This window comes from Bifidobacterium sp. POST2/T3 (B1) (assembly GCF_058197115.1).
Genome location: NZ_JBVPQK010000026.1, coordinates 1 through 18,503, shown reverse-complemented (window position 1 = coordinate 18,503; position 18,503 = coordinate 1). Strand labels below are relative to the sequence as shown.

The 18,503-nt window shown below is 62.3% G+C and carries 13 protein-coding genes; 12 read left to right on the top strand and 1 reads right to left on the bottom strand.

Annotated features, from left to right (window positions below):
- The 10 genes from AC0AP0_RS02595 to metF all read left to right on the top strand — a co-directional run.
- Nucleotides 1-1,458, top strand: a 1,458-nt coding sequence (locus AC0AP0_RS02595; RefSeq protein WP_490429280.1) for a GltB/FmdC/FwdC-like GXGXG domain-containing protein, incomplete at its 5' end; no start/stop codon positions are given.
- 1 nt (nucleotide 1,459) lies between these two features.
- Nucleotides 1,460-3,007: a glutamate synthase subunit beta gene (locus AC0AP0_RS02590; RefSeq protein ID WP_490429279.1), complete on the top strand. Its 1,548-nt coding sequence runs from the start codon at nucleotides 1,460-1,462 to the stop codon at nucleotides 3,005-3,007.
- A 45-nt stretch (nucleotides 3,008-3,052) separates the two neighbouring features.
- A complete protein-coding gene (locus AC0AP0_RS02585) occupies nucleotides 3,053-3,505 on the top strand; it encodes a tripartite tricarboxylate transporter TctB family protein (protein WP_490429278.1) in 453 nt (150 codons plus the stop codon).
- Nucleotides 3,506-3,507: 2 nt separating this feature from the next.
- Nucleotides 3,508-4,347 carry an ABC transporter ATP-binding protein gene (locus tag AC0AP0_RS02580; RefSeq protein WP_490429281.1) on the top strand — a complete coding sequence of 280 codons (840 nt, stop codon included), beginning with the start codon at nucleotides 3,508-3,510 and terminating at the stop codon, nucleotides 4,345-4,347.
- A gap of 140 nt (nucleotides 4,348-4,487) precedes the next feature.
- Nucleotides 4,488-6,251 (top strand): ABC transporter ATP-binding protein, encoded by a 1,764-nt coding sequence (locus tag AC0AP0_RS02575; RefSeq protein WP_490429277.1) that lies wholly within the window; start codon nucleotides 4,488-4,490, stop codon nucleotides 6,249-6,251.
- The gene (locus AC0AP0_RS02570; RefSeq protein WP_144177134.1) at nucleotides 6,252-8,198 is read left to right on the top strand and encodes an ABC transporter ATP-binding protein; all 1,947 of its coding nucleotides are present in this window, start codon (nucleotides 6,252-6,254) and stop codon (nucleotides 8,196-8,198) included.
- A 6-nt stretch (nucleotides 8,199-8,204) separates the two neighbouring features.
- Entirely contained in the window at nucleotides 8,205-9,329 is a 1,125-nt protein-coding gene (locus AC0AP0_RS02565; RefSeq protein ID WP_490429276.1) for a tRNA (adenine-N1)-methyltransferase, read from the top strand.
- Between the two features lie 80 nt (nucleotides 9,330-9,409).
- On the top strand, nucleotides 9,410-9,970 hold the full coding sequence (locus AC0AP0_RS02560; RefSeq protein WP_046322947.1) for a SixA phosphatase family protein: 561 nt from the start codon (nucleotides 9,410-9,412) through the stop codon (nucleotides 9,968-9,970).
- Nucleotides 9,971-10,148: 178 nt separating this feature from the next.
- On the top strand, nucleotides 10,149-12,485 hold the full coding sequence (gene metE / locus AC0AP0_RS02555) for a 5-methyltetrahydropteroyltriglutamate--homocysteine S-methyltransferase (RefSeq protein WP_490429275.1): 2,337 nt from the start codon (nucleotides 10,149-10,151) through the stop codon (nucleotides 12,483-12,485).
- Nucleotides 12,478-13,359 (top strand): methylenetetrahydrofolate reductase [NAD(P)H], encoded by an 882-nt coding sequence (gene metF / locus AC0AP0_RS02550; RefSeq protein WP_490429274.1) that lies wholly within the window; start codon nucleotides 12,478-12,480, stop codon nucleotides 13,357-13,359. Before metE ends, metF begins: the two co-directional genes overlap by 8 nt.
- Before the next feature lie 58 nt (nucleotides 13,360-13,417).
- Here metF and AC0AP0_RS02545 read toward each other — a convergent pair whose 3' ends face one another.
- Nucleotides 13,418-13,738, bottom strand: coding sequence for a hypothetical protein (locus tag AC0AP0_RS02545; protein WP_490429273.1), 321 nt, complete (start codon nucleotides 13,736-13,738; stop codon nucleotides 13,418-13,420).
- 720 nt (nucleotides 13,739-14,458) lie between these two features.
- Between AC0AP0_RS02545 and AC0AP0_RS02540 the strand changes: the two genes are divergently transcribed.
- Both AC0AP0_RS02540 and pyrB read left to right on the top strand, forming a co-directional pair.
- Nucleotides 14,459-17,563, top strand: a complete 3,105-nt coding sequence (locus tag AC0AP0_RS02540; protein WP_490429272.1) for a bifunctional [glutamine synthetase] adenylyltransferase/[glutamine synthetase]-adenylyl-L-tyrosine phosphorylase — start codon at nucleotides 14,459-14,461, stop codon at nucleotides 17,561-17,563.
- A gap of 70 nt (nucleotides 17,564-17,633) precedes the next feature.
- Nucleotides 17,634-18,503 (top strand): aspartate carbamoyltransferase (pyrB, locus tag AC0AP0_RS02535; protein ID WP_490429271.1); only part of this gene is annotated, 870 nt, incomplete at its 3' end.

The window sequence follows — 18,503 nt, the reverse complement described above, 5'->3', positions numbered from 1 at the left end:
TGCCATGCCGACGTGGTCCTCATCTCCGGCCAGGACGGTGGAACGGGAGCGGCGCCCCTCAATGCCATCAAGCACGCTGGTACCCCCTGGGAGCTGGGCCTGGCCGAGACCCAGCAGACCCTGGTCATGAACGACCTGCGCTCGCGAATCGTGGTCCAGTGCGACGGTGAGCTCAAAACCGGCCGCGACGTGGTCATAGCCGCTCTGCTTGGGGCCGAGGAGTTCGGCTTCGCCACCACAGCGCTGCAGGTGGAGGGCTGCGTCATGATGCGGGCCTGCCACAAAAACACATGCCCCCAGGGCATAGCCACCCAGGATCCGGAGCTGCGCTCGCGCTTCACTGGCCGGCCCGAGGATCTGATCAACTTCTTCATGTTCATGGCCCGCCAGGTGCGGGAGATCCTGGCCTCCCTGGGCTTCGCCAGCCTGGAGGAGGCGGTCGGCCACGTGGAATGTCTGCGCCGGGACCCCTCCGTGCGCACCTGGAAGAGCCAGGGCATCGACCTGGATGCCATACTGCGCAAGCCGGGTCCCACTCCGGGCACTGTGCTGCACCACACTCAGGCCCAGGACCACGAGCTGGATAAGTCACTGGATGTGGACCTGATTAATCAGGCCGTCGATGCCTTGGACGAGGGTCGGCCGGTGGCCATCAAGGGAACCGTGCGCAACGTCAACCGGAGCGTAGGTACCATGCTGGGCTACAGGATCACCCGCAAATACGGTGCGGCCGGCCTGCCCCCGAACACCGTGGACATCACGCTGACAGGTTCTGCCGGACAGTCCCTGGGCGCCTTCATTCCCAGGGGCGAGACCATTCGGGTGATCGGTGAGGCCAACGACTATGCAGGCAAAGGCCTGTCCGGCGGCCGTCTGGTCCTCCACGCTGCCCAGGGAGTTCGCTTCGATCCTCACGAGACCGTCATCTGCGGCAACGTGGCAGGATTCGGTGCCACCTCAGGCGATATGTTCGTGGCCGGACGGGCCGGTGAGCGCTTTGCCGTGCGCAACGGTGGCGGCCGCTTCGTGGTCGAGGGCCTGGGCGACCACGGTTGCGAGTACATGACCGGTGGCCTGGTGGTGGTTCTGGGTTCCACTGGACGCAACTTCGGCGCTGGCTTCTCAGGAGGGGATGTCTACCTGCTGGATATGGATACCTCTCGGCTCAATCCTGAAGCCTGGAATGACGGCTCCCTGCTGGCCCTGGAGCCCGACCAGGACCAGGCGGCCATGCTCAGGGAACTGATAGCGGAGCATGTCCGGCTGACTGGCTCAAAGGCTGCAGCCGCCCTGCTTGCGGACTGGCCAAGCGCGCTGGCCCGGTTCACCCATCTGGTACCCCGTCGTTATTTGGCCATGAAGCAGGCCATGGAAGAGGCCGAACGTGAGCAGGTGGACTTCAACGAGCCCGGGGTCTGGGATGCCACCTACGCCCAGGTCATGGAAGGAGCGCACTAATATGGTCGACCCCAAGGGATTTCTCAAGGTACGTACCCGGCACGAACTGGCCGAGCGTCCGGTCGCTGAACGTCTGAAGGACTGGCGGGATGTACACCAGTCCACCGGCCCCGGGCCCTGGACCGCCGAGCAGGCCGCCCGCTGCATGGACTGCGGCACCCCCTTCTGCATGACCGGCTGCCCTCTGGGCAACCTGATCCCCGAGTTCAACGACCTGCTGTCCCGGGGCCGCTGGGAGGAGGCCTACGAGCGGTTGAGCCTGACCAACAACTTCCCGGAGTTCACCGGACGAATCTGTCCGGCTCCCTGCGAGTCCTCCTGCGTGCTCTCGATCCACCAACCGGCCACCACCATCAAGCTTGACGAGCAGACCATCATCGACCAGGCCTGGTCCCTAGGCTTGGTCAAGCCCCGGCCTCCGCAGCGGTTGACCGACATGACTGTGGCTGTGGTCGGGTCGGGTCCAGCAGGGTTGGCCTGCGCCCAGCAGTTGACCAGGGCCGGACACACTGTAGTTGTCTATGAGCGCGCCGATGCCATAGGTGGCCTCTTGCGTTACGGCATTCCCGCCTTCAAGCTGGAGAAGTCCCTGCTGGATCGCCGGTTGGAGCAGATGGAGGCCGAGGGGACCCGATTCCGCACTGGCGTTGAAATCGGCCGAGAACTGGGTTGGGACCAGCTGCGTGCCCGATACGATGCCCTGGTGGTGGCCATCGGTTCCACCGAACCCCGGCGTGTGGACCTGCCCGGACGGGAGCTGAAGGGTATCCACTACGCCATGGACTTTCTGCCTGACCCCACCCGTAAACTCATGGGCCGCGAGCCCATCAACGACATCGATGCATCCGACAAGAACGTCATCATCATCGGCGGCGGCGACACAGGGTCGGACTGTTTGGGCACGGCTCTTCGAGAGGGCGCCAAGTCGGTCACCGTCCTGCAGATCCGGCCTCGGGAACCCTCATCCAGGCCTGATAACCGGCCCTGGCCAACTTACGCCAGGCTTTACAATCCCACCTCCTCCATGGAGGAGGGCGGCCACTACGAATACGCGGTGGACAGCCTGGAATACCTGGGTGCCGGGGCTGATGACCGAATCAACCTGGACCAGACCAGCGCCCCCACCGGCTTCGACAGGGACCATGAGGGACGAGTGCGCGGCGTTCGCGTGGTGGATGTCAGTCGTGACGACCAGGACCGAATCATCCCCCATCCCGACACCGAGCGAGTCCTGCCTGCAGACCTGGTGCTGATCAGCATTGGCTTTGCCCATCCGGAGACGGTCACCCTAACAGGTCAGACCGGCGTAGGACTGGACCCTCGCGGCAACGTGGCCCGTGATGCCGACTATGCCACCGATCGTGACGGGATCTTCGTGTGCGGTGATGCCGGACGCGGCCAGTCCCTGGTGGTCTGGGCGCTGGCCGAGGGTCGTTCCTGCGCGGCGGCAGTGGACCGGTATCTGACCGGCGCCACCGAACTGCCTGCTCCTATTCGAGCCGATGAGCGCGCCATGACTCTGCCTGCGGCCGACCGGTGCCCACGCTAATATGAAAAGGTATGGTGCCGATCGAAGGGATGGAGGCAGTGGGATATGACCAACCGCGCTGAACGTAGGGCGCAGGCCAAGCGGAGCCGCCGTGGCGGCAGCGACGACCGGAGGATGGCGGCCAAGGGCAGGGCCGGAGTTATGGACGAACGGGCCTTGCAGGAGCGTTCCCGTCGGCTGGAGGCTGGCCAGGACGCCGAGTGGAAGCCCACCGGGCACACCGATGACCTGGTGCAGAAGGACTCCGTGGACCTCAACAATCGCAACCCCCGTCTGTTGAAGGCTCCTAGTGGTGTGCGTCAGTGGCTGCGAATTCTGGTCTGGGCCCTGATCATTTGCTCCGGCCTGGCCTTCCTGGTCTGCATGTGGCTGCCCCACGTTCCAATCTGGGCCACCATCGCCATCGCGGCGGTCTTCTGCCTGGGCGTACTGGGGCTCTTCCTGGTCGGCGGCAACCGGGACAATCCCCGACTGGACTCCTACGGAACGGCCCTGTGACCATGACCGAAAGCGTGGCAGAAAAGCAGGCTGTGCTCATGCAGCATGTGGGATTCCGCCGTCAGGGCCGGGTCATTCTTGATGATGTCAATCTTGAGGTGGGCCGCGGGCAGAAGTGGGTACTCTTCGGACCCAACGGCGTGGGCAAATCCACCCTGGTGGCCATGATGAGCACCAGAGGCTTCCCCAGCACCGGCAGCGTAGAGATCCTGGGCAACCGGCTGGGCAAGGTGAACGTCTTCTCCTACCGGCATCGGATTGGTCTGGCCTCGGCTGGCCTGGCCAAGACCATCAGCCCCCAGGAGGATCCCTACGACGTGGTGCTGACCGCCTTCAGCGACACTACCGGCCGCTGGAGGGAGACCTTCACGGCCGAGCAGGAGGAGGCCACCCTGGCCTTGATGGATCGGTTCGGCATCGCCTACCTCAAGGGCAAGCGCATGTACCGGCTCTCCGAGGGGGAGCGCGGCCGGGTGCTGATATGCCGGGCGCTGATGGCCAATCCCGACCTGCTCATTCTGGACGAGCCGACCACAGGACTGGACCTGGGTGGCCGTGAGCTGGTGCTCAGGGCCTTGAGCGACATAGGCAGGGAGGACAGGGACAGGACGGTCATCCTGGTCACCCACCGGCTTGAGGAGATTCCTCTGGGCTTCGATCGGATAGCCATGATGGGACGACGTCCTGTGGACACTGCAGACACAGGCGATCCGGATCCTGGCACCATCGTCTACCAGGGGCCCCTGGAGGGTGGACTGACCGGTCCACGCCTGAGCGAGCTCTTCGGTCTGGAACTGACCGTGGTCCACCGCGACGGACGTTGGGGTGCCTTCTCCGTCTGAAGACCACTTGCCGCCGAAGTTCTGACATGCCCGTATCAGCTCAAGGAATAGCAAATTCGTTCACCGAGGCGCGGGTATAGACTGTGGTGGTTTGTCTGCCCAGGGACCGCGGCAGACCTGTATGCGTGAAGGATGTTGACGTGATCAAGATATGGACCCGCTACCTGCGGCCTTACTGGCTCCAGGTGGCCGTTCTGGTGCTCTTTCAGGTGGCGCAGACGGCCTTGAACCTCTATCTGCCCAACCTGCAGGCGGACATCATCGACAAGGGCGTTGCCGTAGGCGACCAGGATGCCATCTACAGGATTGGCTGGGAGATGATGGGGATCACCGCCATTCAGATTGTGGCCAATGTGGTCGCCGTCTACTGCGCTACCCGTCTGTCCATGAGGATGGGCTACGAGCTGCGCAGGGACCTGTTTGCCTCGGTGGAGGGCTTCAGCCTCAACGAGATCGAGCGCTTCTCGGCGGGATCCCTGATCACACGCACCACCAATGACGTTCAGCAGATGCAGATGACTACCATGCAGACCCTGATGATCATCCTGCAGGCCCCGGTCATGCTGATCGGCGGTCTGGTTTTGGCCTTGCGCCAAGACGGCCCCCTGACCTGGTCGTTGGCGGTCATCGTCCCCCTTATCCTCTTGGTGGCCCTGGTACTCATGGGCAGGATGGGACCCCTGTTCACCCGCTTGCAGAACATGCTGGATTCCGTCAACCGTCTGGTCCGTGAGCAGATCTCAGGCGTGCGGGTCATCCGCGCCTTCGTCCGTGAGAAGACCGAGGCGGCACGTTTCGACAAAGCGAACCGCGACGTCTATGGTGTTCTGATCTCCACCGGCCGGCTGATGAGCATGATGGTGCCGCTCATGTGGTTCCTGCTGAACATGTCCAATGTGGCCATCATGTGGTTCGGCGGCCGCCGCATCGACTCCGGGGCTATGCAGATCGGCGCCCTGCAGGCCTTCATCCAGTACCTGATGATCATCCTGTCAGGCCTGATGATGGCCGCCATGATGTCAGTCATGCTGCCCAGGGCCGCTGTGGCCGCCCGAAGGATCAACGAGGTCCTGGAGGCCACCAGCGAGATTGCAGCACCCGAGCATCCCTACCGCAACGAGCACCCCCAGGGACTGCTGGAGTTCAAGCACGTGGACTTCAGCTACCCGGGCGCCCAGGACCCGGTCCTTTCGGACATCTCATTCACCGCACGGCCGGGGACAACCACGGCAATTATCGGGGCCACGGGATCCGGCAAGTCCACCATCATCAGACTTTCCAACCGCATGTTCGACGTCACCGATGGCCAGGTCCTGGTGGACGGGCACGACGTGCGTGAGTACGACCCTGACCAGCTGGCCCTGATATTCGGGCCAGTCCCGCAAAAAGCCACTCTCTTCACCGGGACCATCCGCGACAACATGCACTATGGTGACCCCGACGCCGACGACGACCGCATTTGGGAAGCCTTGCGCATTGCCCAGGCCGAGGACTTTGTGCGTGAGATCCCCGAGGGCCTGGATGCCCGTGTGTCCGAGGGTGGTACCAACTTCTCTGGCGGGCAGAAGCAGCGTCTTTGCATGGCCAGGGCCATCCTGCGCAATCCCCGCATCTACACCTTCGACGACTCCTTCTCCGCACTGGACATGACCACCGACCGGGCCCTGCACGAGGCCCTGGTGCCGGTCACCCGAGAGGCCACGCAGATCGTCGTGGCCCAGCGGGCGGCCTCTATCCGCGAGGCCGACCAGATTCTGGTCCTGGACCGTGGACGCATCGTCGGCCGGGGCACCCACGACCAGCTCATGAAGGACTGCCCAACCTACCAGGAGATCGTCCAATCCCAGGGCGGTCAGGGTCCCGACGTGGAAGAGCTCAGCATTGACGAGGGGAGGGCCGAGTAGATGGCAAAGGACTTGAGCGTAAATACAGGCTCGCAGGCCGTGGGCGGTCGCCGTCACACCGTGGGCCGGCTGGTCCATTATCTGTTGGCCAGCCCCTGGAGGGTCATCGTCATGGTCCTCGCCGGCATGACCGCCGTGGCCATGATTGTCATCGGTCCCAAGGTAATGGGCGAGGCCACCAACGTCCTCTTCGAGGGGCTATTGGGGTCCATGCTGGTCAAGATGGGCGCCAAGCCCGGCACTCCCAAGCAGGCTGTGGTCACCTATCTGCAGTCTCGCGGTCAGGACAAGTTCGCCCGGATGATCGACTCCATGAACGTCCAGGTGGGCGTGGGGATCGACTGGGGGCGCTTCGGCACTATCCTCATGTTCGTCATCGGCATCTACCTGGTCTCCATCCTGGTCAGGCTGGTGCAGAACTTCCTGATGACCCGGCTGGTCTCAGACGCGGTCTATACCATGCGCAGACAGATTGAGGACAAGCTGGACCGGCTACCCCTGCAGTACTTCGATCGGACCCCGCGCGGCGAGGTCATGAGCCGGACCACCAACGACATCGACAACATCTCGGGCACCCTGCAGCAGATTCTGGGCGAGCTGATCTTCTCGGTCTTTTCCATCATCGGCGCCTTCATCATGATGCTGACCATCTCGCCCCTGCTGACACTGATCGCCTTCATCATTATCCCGGTCATGGCACTGTGCGCGGGCTTCATCCTCAAGAAGACCCAGCCCCAGTTCACCCGGCAGTGGATCCGTACCGGCCAGGTCAACAGCCACGTGGAGGAGATGTTCTCCGGTCACATGGTGGTTCGGGCCTTCGGCCATCAGCGTAAGGCTGAAGAGGAGTTCGAGGAGCGCAACCAGGAGCTCTATCAGGCCAGCTTCAAGGCCTCCTTCTTCTCGGCTCTGGTCACGCCCATGTCTACCTTCTTCGGCAACCTGAGCTTCGTGATCGTGGTCATCATCGGCGGCGTGCACGTGCTCAACGGCAGCATGAGTCTGGGCGGTCTGCAGGCCTTCACCCAGTACACCCGTCAGGCCTCACAACCTATCGGTCAGCTGGCCTCCATGGGCACCATGCTCCAGTCCTCCCTGGCCTCCTGCCGCAGGGTCTTCGACTTTCTGGACGAGGCAGAGGAGGTGCCGGACATCGAGCATCCCGACCATCTGGGCCAGGAGACCGGAGGCAAGGTCGAGGGCCATGTCCGCTTCGACCATGTCCGCTTCTCCTATGATCCGGCCGAACCGCTGATTAAAGACCTTTCCATTGAGGCCAAACCTGGACAGACCATAGCCATCGTCGGGCCCACCGGGGCGGGCAAGACGACCCTGGTCAACCTGCTCATGCGCTTCTACGAGATCCAGGGCGGGCGCATCACCATCGACGGCGTGGACACCTCCAGGGTGACCCGTCACGACCTGCGAAGCCACTTCGGTATGGTCCTGCAGGACACCTGGCTCTTTGACGGGACCGTCCGCGACAACCTGCTCTACGGGCTGGACGAGGGACAGACCATCCCAGAGCAGACCATGATCGACGGGGCCAAGGCCACCCACGTGGACGAGTTCATCCGCAAGCTGCCCCAGGGCTACGATACGGTCCTCAATGAGGACAGCAGCGAGCTAAGCCAGGGTGAACGCCAGCTGATGACCATCTGCCGGGCTTTCCTGTCTGACCCCGACATCCTGATCCTGGACGAGGCCACATCCTCGGTGGACACCAGGACCGAGCTGCTGGTCCAGCAGGCTATGAATACTCTGCGCAAGGGCAGGACTTCCTTCGTCATAGCGCACAGGCTGTCCACCATCCGCGACGCCGACCTGATTCTGGTGGTCAACCACGGCTCGGTGGTTGAGCAGGGCACCCATGACCAGCTGCTGGAGCGCGGAGGCGCCTATGCATCCCTCTACAACTCCCAGTTCACCAAGGGCGAGGAGGGCTGAGGAGGCATGAGCCTTAGACGCGGTCCGCTGAGCGTAGGGGAACGGGTCCAGCTGACCGACCGGCGTGGCCGCAAGCTGACGGTCATGCTGGAACCAGGCGGTTTGACCCAGACCGACCATGGCCTCCTGCCGCACGAGGCCATGATTGGCCTGCCCGAGGGATCCGTGGTAGTGACTATCTCGGCCGACAAGTGGCGGCAGATGCGCCACAAACAGGATGCCAGTACTGACACAGAAGCGCCTGACAGGGCCAAGCCTTGGAAGTCCTCACGAGGCATCGGGGGATGGGCTTTCACTGTTATGCGTCCACGGCTTGAGGACTACATTCTCTCCATGCCTCGGGGCGCTCAGATCATGTACCCCAAGGATGTGGCTCGAGTCATCCTTCTGGGCGACATCCGTCCCGGCATGAGGGTTCTGGAGTCAGGAGCCGGCTCAGGGGCCATGAGTCTGGGACTTCTGGATGCCATTGGCACAGAGGGGAAGCTGACCAGCATTGAACGGCGGGAGGAGTTCGCCCGGGTGGCTATGGGCAACGCCACCGTCTTCTTTGGGCAGCGCCCAGCCCAGTGGGATCTGCGTACCGGCGACTTTGATGCCATTGCTGCAGACCTGCCAGAGGACGGATTCGACCGTATCGTTCTGGACATGCTGGACCCATGGAACCGTCTGGAACAGGCCTATCGTGTCATGGCCCCCGGCGGCGTGCTGACCGCCTACGTGACCACCACCACCCAGCTTAGCCGGCTGGCCGAGGCCCTGCGCGCCGACGGACGGTGGACTGAGCCAGAAATCATGGAGAGTCTGGAGCGCTCCTGGAAGGCCGACGGCCTAGCGGTCCGGCCAGAGCATGAGATGATCGGACACACCGGCTTCCTCTTGATTAGCAGAGCCATGGCTCCGGGCCAGCAGGCTCTTCGCAAGCATGTCCGGGCCACCAAGGACTACCAAACCGATGTGGATCAGAGCCGGCGGCCTGACACGATTAGTAAATTCAGTCAGGAGCGTGAGATGCAGGACGTGGAGGATCTGGAGCTGCGCCGGGTCTCCGATCGTAAGCTGCGCAAGGTGTTGCGCGACCTGGACCATCAGGTGCGCACCCTGCAGGGAGGCCAGGGTCAGGAAGGCTGATCGCCCATGACCCGCATCTTCAGTCAGCTCTGCCATAATGGAAAAGATGCCTGATTTGAACTTCGGGAAAGGAAGCATGCATGGGTTTACGAAAAGGACTGAAGGCCGAGGATCTGCGCAGGTGTAGCCGAACTCTTATGCTTATGCGTCACGCCAAGACCGATCGCCAGGGGTCACAGGGCGATCGCAGCCGTCAGCTGACCGACCGTGGCCAGAAACAGGCCCGGATCATGGGCCGTGGATTGACTGCTTTGGGTCTGGTTCCCGACCGCATTATCTGCTCGGGTGCGCCCCGAGCCCGTCAGACCCTGGACGGCATGCTCAAACCTCTGGGTGACGGACCCCGTGTCGATTACCGGGAATCCCTCTACGAATCGGGCATGCAGGCAGTCTTCGACGAACTGGCGCAGACCGAGGACCGTGACCGCCGGGTCCTGATCCTAGGGCACGAGCCCACCATGTCTATCTGCTCACAGTGGCTGGCCGAGGACAACTCCGATCCCGATCTTTTGGACCTGCTCAATCTTGGACTGCCCCCGGCCACCATGGTTCTTCTGGGCTCTGAGCGACCCTTGACCGACTGGGGAACCCATCAGGCCCGTTTGCTTGGCATTCTTGGCCCGCAGGACCTGGAGGACTGACTGGCGGAACGAGCTATAGGCAACCCTTCAGAGGCAGTCTTAGTGACCAACAGTCCTCTGCCCGTAGTCCTGTCGTTATCGATTCAAGTTATGGCGACACCTTATTTGCACCAATTACCCGCCTCCCCCCGCCGCTGATAGGCTGACCGAAGACATCAGGACGAAACTGGGAGGTTTCATGGCAGCGATTACATCCGTGTCCGGGTTCCCTCGCATCGGTGCGCATCGTGAACTCAAGAGGGCCATCGAGGGCTACTGGAAGGGCGAACGGAATCTGGACGAGGTCCGGCGCACGGCCGCGGACCTGCGTGCCAGGCATTGGCAGCTTCAGCAGGAGGCTGGCGTCGACCTGATTCCCGTCAATGATTTCAGCTACTACGACCAGGTCTTGGATACTTCTATCCTCCTGGGCGTCGTGCCTGAGCGCTATCGAAAGCTGGGCTTGGGCCCCGAGGACACCCTCTTCGCCATGGGCCGCGGCTACCAGGGGGAGCAGGGTGACGTGACCGCCCTGCCTATGAAGAAGTGGTTCACCACCAACTACCACTACCTGGTTCCCGAGATCGATCAGGACACCAAAATCGTTCTTGAAGGCGACAAGCCCTTCAAAGAGTTCCAGGAGGCGCGCGAGCAGGGCGTCGCCGCCAAGCCGGTGCTGATCGGCCCATACACCTTCCTCAAGCTGGCACGCGGCCCCCAGGGCGAGCTGCTGGATCCCGACCCGGCACTGGACCAGGACCTGGCCAAAGCCTATGCGACTATTCTGGAGCGGTTCATCGGCCTTAACGCCGACTGGGTGCAGCTGGACGAACCCTACCTGGTCCTGGACAAGGAACGGGGCGACCAGGATCTCTTCGAGACCCTCTACCAGCCCATTCTCAAAGCCCGCGAGAGTGACAAGGGCAAGGTCCGTATCCTCCTCAACACCTACTTCGGCCATGTGGGCGACTGCTACGATCGGCTGGCTGACCTTGGCTTCGATGGCATCGGCCTGGATCTGGTCGAGGGCAGGGATGAGAATCTGGCGGCCCTGAAGGAGCACGGCGTGCCGGATGGAACCACCATCTTTGCCGGCCTGGTCAACGGTCGCAACATCTGGCGCAACGACTACGCAGTCAGCCTGGGCTTGCTGGATGCCCTGCACCAGGTGACCTCGAACGTGGTGGTGTCCACCGCATGCTCCCTCCTGCATGTGCCCTACACCGTGGCCGACGAGGATGGGCTGGATGCCGACACCGTGCGGCCTCACTTCGCTTTCGCCCTGGAGAAGCTGGGCGAGCTGCACGACCTGGCTCAGCTGGCTGATGCCGACGAGGATCAACGCCGTTCCAGCAAGGCTCTTGCCGATAACCAGAGACTCTTCGACGGCAGCCGCGTACAGCCCGACCCCCAGGTGCAGCAACGCCTGGCCGGTCTTAAGGACGAGGACTTTGTACGCACCCCGGCTCGGCCCGAGCGCCAGAGGTTCCAGGCCCAGGAGCTGGGTTTGCCCCTGCTGCCAACCACCACCATCGGCTCCTTCCCCCAGACCGCCGAGGTCCGCGCCGAGCGGGCCCGCCTTCGCAAGAAGGAGATCAGCCAGGAGGACTACGACAGCTTCATCGCCCGCAAAATCGACCAGGTCATCGACCACCAGGAGCAGATCGGCCTGGATGTTCTGGTCCATGGCGAGTTCGAGCGCAACGACATGGTCGAATACTTCGGCCAGAACCTCAAGGGCTATCTGTTCACCCGGAATGCCTGGGTCCAGTCTTATGGCACCCGTTGCGTCAAGCCTCCCATCGTCTGGGGGGACATTTCCCGCGCCCGGCCCATCACCGTGCGCTGGTCCTCATACGCCCAGTCCCGTACCAACCATGTGGTCAAAGGGATGCTGACCGGTCCGGTGACCATCCTCAACTGGTCCTGGCCCCGCGAGGACATCGATCACAAGCAGCAGACCCGCCAGCTGGCCCTGGCCATTCGTGATGAGGTCCTGGACTTGGAGGCTGCGGGCATCCGCATCATCCAGATCGACGAGGCCGCCCTGCGCGAGAAGCTGCCGCTAAGGCGCTCCGACTGGCACAGCCGATACCTGGACTGGGCCATTCCCGCCTTCCGGCTGGTACATTCCGGGGTTAAACCCACTACCCAAATTCACACCCACATGTGCTACTCGGAGTTCAACGACATCATCAAGGACATTGATGCCATGGACGCCGATGTGATCTCCTTCGAAGCCTCCCGCTCCGATCTGACCGTTCTTGATGCCATTCAGGAGGCCAAGTTCGAGACCGAGGCAGGCCCTGGAGTCTACGACATCCACTCGCCGCGCATCCCCTCCACCGAGGAGATCGTGGACCGGATCCACGCCATACTGAAGAAGCTCGATGCGGCCAAGGTATGGATCAATCCCGACTGCGGACTCAAGACCCGAGGCGATAAGGAGACCTGGCCCAGCCTGGAGCACATGGTGGCCGCCGCCCATCAGGTGCGCGCGGAGCTATCGTCCAGTCAGGAGTCGGATCATGCATGAGCCTATCTTTTCCCTGGAGGTCTTTCCCCCCAAGCGTGATGCCCCGGTGGGCACCATCTATGACACCCTGGATGGGCTTGAGGGGCTGATGCCCGACTTCATCTCGGTGACTTACGGGACCGGTCGGCGCTCGGATCGCACGGCCACGGCCCGCATAGCCAAGACCATACATACCGAATATGGCATCCCTGCCGTGGCGCACTTGACCGCCCAGTATGCGGACCGCGAGGTGATCGACCAGGCACTGGACATGTTTGATGACGCAGGGGTGGCAGCGGTGCTGGCCCTACGCGGCGACAGCGTGGAGGGCCGTGAGCCCGCCGGAGTATTCGAACATGCTAGCGACCTTGCAGCCTACATCCGCTCCCGTCGGCCCAACCTGTCGATATACGGAGCTTGTTATCCGGAGACCCACCCGGAGGCCGCCTCGCCCGAGGAGGACATGGAGAATCTGCGAATCAAGGTCGATTCCGGCGTGGATCATCTGGTTTCGCAACTCTTCTACGACAACGCTGATTTTCTGGACTTCCTGGACCGGGCAAGGGCAGCCGGCATCCAGGTGCCCATTGAGGCTGGCATCATGCCCATCACCAACGAGGGCCAGGTACGGCACATGAGCGAAGTCTGCAAGGCGCGGATTCCGGCTGCGGTTGAGTCCATCCTGGGACGTTGGGGCGACGACCGGGCCAGCCTGCGCGAGGCGGGCATCATCTACGCCTCACAGCAGATCGCCGACCTAGTGGCCCATGGAGTGGACGGCATCCACCTCTATTCCATGAACCACTCCGGCGTCACCAGACGCATCTGGCACAACGTCCGTCATCTCTTCCGACAGGTTGGCGCCAAGGAGGAGCCGGTCAGTAGCCAGAAATGACCGAATAAAAGCAGTTGAGACCCCGCATCGATGACCGTAAAAGCGTGATTTCCAGCTTTCAGCGAGGCTTTCGGCCTTGATCATCGGTGCGGGGCCTCAGCCATGGGCAGGCTTTGAGCGCAACTCTGTTCAGCGGCGGTATTATGCCAATCAACAGCCCAAGAACCATCGCTCCGATGGTTATCCAGGAGGCCAGATCACGTCCCAACAGAATGAGAATCACCACCATACCGACCCCGACCAGAGGTAAGACCGGTGTCCAGCGTTGTTGCGAATTGGTAAGTCGGTCGTTTTTCTTCGGCAGAAGTCCGCAAATCAGTCCCCATGCCAGTCCTATCAGGGCACAGACGACGGTCAGGAGGATATCGGTCAGTTGCATTCTAGGATTCCTTCGTTCATGATTGTTCGGGTAAGGCTTTTCTGGCGCCACACATGACCGCTATGCGTTCGAAAACAGCGCAAACGTCCAGCAAATCGCGACGGATGGAGAATGCTGCGGCCCTCGGAACGCATCCTCTTAATGTAGTTGAGCAACTCAACGGACTGCATGACAGACAAGGAGGCCATCGGCTCGTCCATTTGCATCAGGATAGCCGTTTCATGCATTCCAGGTCACTTCCTCTACGATGATCGACCTGCGGACTTTGTTGACACATCAATGTGTTTGTGGGCGCTATCGACAGCTATCCTAGCCGCCACAGAGCGAAACCGATAATGGGTGGCGGATAGTAAGCACCTCTATAGAAACCATGGTGTCAGGGAAAGCGTACGTTGAAGGGTCTACCCGCGGGGATTTAGAAACAGGTCTCAGGTCGTGCTCAGAATGCCTCCCAGGACCACTACCTCGGAATTCGTTGCATTGTTGATGTGGATAACGGTGTCACCTATGATCCGCCTACATTGGCTATTGTATCCTTTCTCTGGTTGAGGCAGCGCAGAACGTCAGCCTGTTTACAGGGCCCATTCTGATTTTCACTACATATACTGCGCATTTCGGGATGGCCGCAAGGGCTGACGACCCGTCACCCCTATAATGCCTGTACCGGTTCTGCAGATATCAGAGGCGTTGCGGAGCCTGAGGAAAGGCAGGGGATAAGTCATGGCAGATCCGGCGCGACCGTCCACTTCGACCCTAATACACCTCGGGCTGCACGACCTGGACAAGGCCCGGGTCAGGCTGGATCGGCTTGCCCGCATGGTGGACGATCAGGAGCTGGAGCAAACCCTGGTCCAGAGCCTCGACCAGGCCTGTGATCCGGACGAAGCCCTTGCTGGGCTGATACGAATTCTGGAGCAGTATCCACAGGGAGCTCGGCCGGACTTTCTTGCCGGATCCCCAATGGAAAACCAAGAGGCTGCCCAGTCGCTGATCAGGGTGTTGGGGGCCTCGGAGGCCATGGGCCGACTGATGCGCTCGCGGCCGGAGTTGGTAGAGGCGGCCACCTTCGACCCTGACCACCTGGCTGACTGCACGGCGGAAACCAGACAGAAGCGGGTTCTTGACGCCTTGGATAAGGCGGAGGCAAATTCGGACTCCGTGCCCTCGCTGGCGACCTACGCCGATGCGCTGCGGTTCGAATACCGGCTGCAGCTGGCTGCCGTCATGGCCCGGGATCTGGCAGCAGAGGATCCTCTAGAGCTGGAGCCGGAAATCAGCCGCGCTTTGTCGGACATGGCCGACGCTGCAATACAAGGGGCTCTGAGCATCGCCAGTCGTCAGGTTCCCAATGCGGATTCATGCCGTCTGACGGTCATTGGCATGGGCAAGCTGGGTGCCCAGGAACTCAACTACGTGTCCGATGTGGATCTCATGTACTTGGTGGAGCCGGCCTCGGGGGCGGACACAAGCGAGACAGATCCCATCGCCGTGGGTACTGCCAAGGCCGTCCTCCTGCAGCGGGTCTGCCAGTCGGTCATCCCCGGTTCGACGGAGCCGCCGCTCTGGAAGGTCGATACTACCCTGAGGCCCGAGGGACGTGACGGCCCTCTGGTGCGCCGTCTGGCCTCCTACGCTGACTACTATGCCCAATGGGCTGAGAATTGGGAGTTCCAGGCTCTGCTCAAGGCCCGTCCGGTTGCGGGCGACAAGGACCTGGGCGAGGACTATTCGGCCATGGTCGAGCCCTTGGTCTGGGGAGCATGTCAGCGACCCAACTTCGTCTACGATTGCCAGCGGATGCGCCAGCGTGTGGAGCGGCTGATACCAGAGGACCGCAAGGAGCGCGAGATTAAGTTGGGCCAGGGCGGACTGCGGGACGTGGAATTCACCGTCCAAATGCTCCAGCTGGTTCATGGCTCCAGCGACGAGGATCTGCATTGTCCTGCCACCCTGGATGCCCTGCAGGCCCTGTCGCGCGGCGGCTACATTTCACGCAAGCACGGCGATCAGCTGGACCATGACTACCGGTTTGAGCGGGTCATGGAGCATCGTCTGCAGATGTGGCAGCTGCGTCGCACCCACCTCTTTCCAAAAATCAACCGTTCAGGCGCCCCTGGCCATCGGCCACCCAACCTGGAAGAGCTGGAGAATAACCGTGATCTTCGGCGACTGGCCCGGGCCTTCGGACTGCATGCCGACCAGATGCTGGCCCAATACCAAGCCACCAGAATCGAGGTCCGCAACCTTCACCAGGCCATCTATTTCCGTCCCATGCTGCCCATCAACGCCCAGGTGGACGAGGATGAGGTCAGCCTGCGCCCCCAGGCGGCACGTGCCCGATTCGCATCTATTGGCTTCGCGGACCCTGATGCAGCCATTCGCCATGTCACGGCCCTGACCACAGGGGTCACTCGATCGGCACGTATCAACCGGATTCTCATGCCCGCCGTCCTTCAGTGGCTGGGGGAGGGGCAAGACCCTGACATGGGACTCCTGGGCTGGCGAACCCTGGAGGAGCACTTCGGCGGCAAGAGCACCTACCTGGGCTTTCTACGGGACTCCACCTCCGCAGCCCGCCGCCTCTGCCATATCCTGTCCAACTCGCGTTACCTGTCCGGCGCCCTGGCTCGATCCGTCCAGTCGGTGACCTGGCTGGGTCACGATCAGGATATGATCCCCCGTGATCGAGCCACCTTGGACAAGCGCGCTGCAGCTTACCGAACCCGGCATGCGGACTCGCTGGAGGATTTCGCCACTGCAGTGCGGGCCATGCGCCGCCAGGAAATCGAGCGGATCGGGTTGGGCTGGATGAGCGGTGTGAACGATCAGCAGGCCTGCTTAGCGGGCATGTCCGATGTTTACGATGCAGCTATCGATGCCGCCCTGGACTGGGCCGTGGACCACCGTCTGGGTCAGACAGGTTCGAGTGATGAAGAACCGCGTCAAGCGCCGGCAGAAATGGCCCTGATTGCCATGGGCCGTTACGGGGGCAGGGAGGTCAACTTCAACTCGGACGCCGACATCATGCTGGTATACCGTCCCGCATCAGGCGCCGACCAGGACCAGACGGCTGAATTCGCACGTGGCGTGACTGCCGATCTGCGGGCCGTCCTGGCTGGACCGGCCAGCCTGGAGCCCGGCATCGACCTGGACTTCGACCTGCGTCCCGAAGGACGTCAGGGGCCTCTGGTGCGTTCCCTGGACTCCTACCAGCGCTACTACCGCGACTGGTCAGAAACCTGGGAACATCAGGCCCTGATCCGTGCCAGATTCGCAGCTGGGAATGCTGCTCTGGCCAAGGATTTTCTGGAGGGTATAGCCAATCCGCTTCGCTACCCCGAGCAGCCGCCCAATGAGGAGGAGCTAGGGCAGATCCGCCGCCTCAAGGCCCGAATGGAGGCGGAGCGACTTCCGCGCGGCGTGCGTCGGGATCGGCATCTGAAGCTGGGTCGGGGAGGGCTGTCTGACGTGGAATGGACGGTTCAGCTCCTCCAGCTGCGTCACGCCCACGATCTGCCTGAGCTACAGGTCACCGGGACGCTGACCGCCTTGGATGCCTTGGAGTCTGCGGGACTCATAGAGGCCAAGGATGCCAAGGCCCTGCGCCGCAGCTGGGTGCTCTGCACCGCAGCCCGGAACGCCAACTTCCTCTGGTCCGGTCGTGTCTCCCAGGCGGACATCCTGCCCGACGACGGGCAGGTTCTGGGGGGCATCGCGGTCTGCCTGGGCTACCCGGCCCACCGGGGCCAGCACTTCGTCAACGAGCTGCTGGCGGCCATGCGCCGCTGTAGGCAGGTCATGGAACGACTCTTTTACGGCCGCTGACTCTGGGTCCATCCGGGGTCGTATGCTTGTTCAGGTCACATAAGGTGGCCACCTTGAGGAAGGTGAGCCGTTGTCCCAACAAGTTGATCACGCATCCAACACCTCTTCCGCCGTCGTTCCGCTTCGTGGGCGAAGTGTGGTTACCCTCGACGACATTCCCATGACCCAGATCCTGGACCTGCTGGATCGTGCGGCCTACATAGACACCCATCGCCGTCAGGTGGCCCACACCTGCGACGGCCGGGTCCTGGCCACGCTCTTCTATGAACCCAGCACCCGCACACGGCTCAGCTTCGAGACGGCCATGCTCCGTCTGGGAGGTCAGGTCATAGGATTCGCCGGCGCCCAGCTGGCCAGCGTTTCCAAGGGGGAGTCCATCAGCGACACTCTGAAGACGGTCTCCAACTACGCTGACATCGTGGCCATCCGCCACCCTAAGGAGGGTGCTGCCTTGGTGGCCTCCCAGGCAGCCACGGTCCCAGTCATCAACGCCGGTGACGGTGGGCACATGCACCCGACCCAAACCCTGACCGACCTGGCCACCATCCGTGCCCGCAAGGGTCGGCTGAACCACCTGACCATCGGTCTGTGTGGGGACCTGACCTTCGGTCGTACCGTCCACTCCCTGATCACCACCCTCTGCCGACTGGGCCACGTGGACTTCGTCCTGATCAGCCCCGACGAGCTGCGCACTCCCGAATACGTTCTGGAACGGATCCGCTCTTCGGCCGATTGCACCTACTGTGAGACCGGGGATCTGAACGGTGTCATCGGCGACTTGGACGTGCTCTATATGACCCGCGTCCAGCAGGAGCGATTCTTCAACGAAGACGACTACCTGCGTCTGCGTGACACCTACATTCTGGATGCCGACAAGCTTCGGGCTGCGCGCCCCGACATGGCCATCCTCCATCCGTTGCCCAGGGTCAACGAAATTGCC

Coding starts and splice junctions, on each gene's coding strand:
- AC0AP0_RS02540 (WP_490429272.1), top strand. CDS start 14,459: ATGGCAGATCCGGCGCGACCGTCCACTTCGACCCTAATACACCTCGGG.
- AC0AP0_RS02565 (WP_490429276.1), top strand. CDS start 8,205: ATGAGCCTTAGACGCGGTCCGCTGAGCGTAGGGGAACGGGTCCAGCTG.
- metF (WP_490429274.1), top strand. CDS start 12,478: ATGCATGAGCCTATCTTTTCCCTGGAGGTCTTTCCCCCCAAGCGTGAT.
- metE (WP_490429275.1), top strand. CDS start 10,149: ATGGCAGCGATTACATCCGTGTCCGGGTTCCCTCGCATCGGTGCGCAT.
- AC0AP0_RS02545 (WP_490429273.1), bottom strand. CDS start 13,738: ATGCAACTGACCGATATCCTCCTGACCGTCGTCTGTGCCCTGATAGGA.
- AC0AP0_RS02590 (WP_490429279.1), top strand. CDS start 1,460: ATGGTCGACCCCAAGGGATTTCTCAAGGTACGTACCCGGCACGAACTG.
- AC0AP0_RS02560 (WP_046322947.1), top strand. CDS start 9,410: ATGGGTTTACGAAAAGGACTGAAGGCCGAGGATCTGCGCAGGTGTAGC.
- AC0AP0_RS02585 (WP_490429278.1), top strand. CDS start 3,053: ATGACCAACCGCGCTGAACGTAGGGCGCAGGCCAAGCGGAGCCGCCGT.
- AC0AP0_RS02580 (WP_490429281.1), top strand. CDS start 3,508: ATGACCGAAAGCGTGGCAGAAAAGCAGGCTGTGCTCATGCAGCATGTG.
- AC0AP0_RS02570 (WP_144177134.1), top strand. CDS start 6,252: ATGGCAAAGGACTTGAGCGTAAATACAGGCTCGCAGGCCGTGGGCGGT.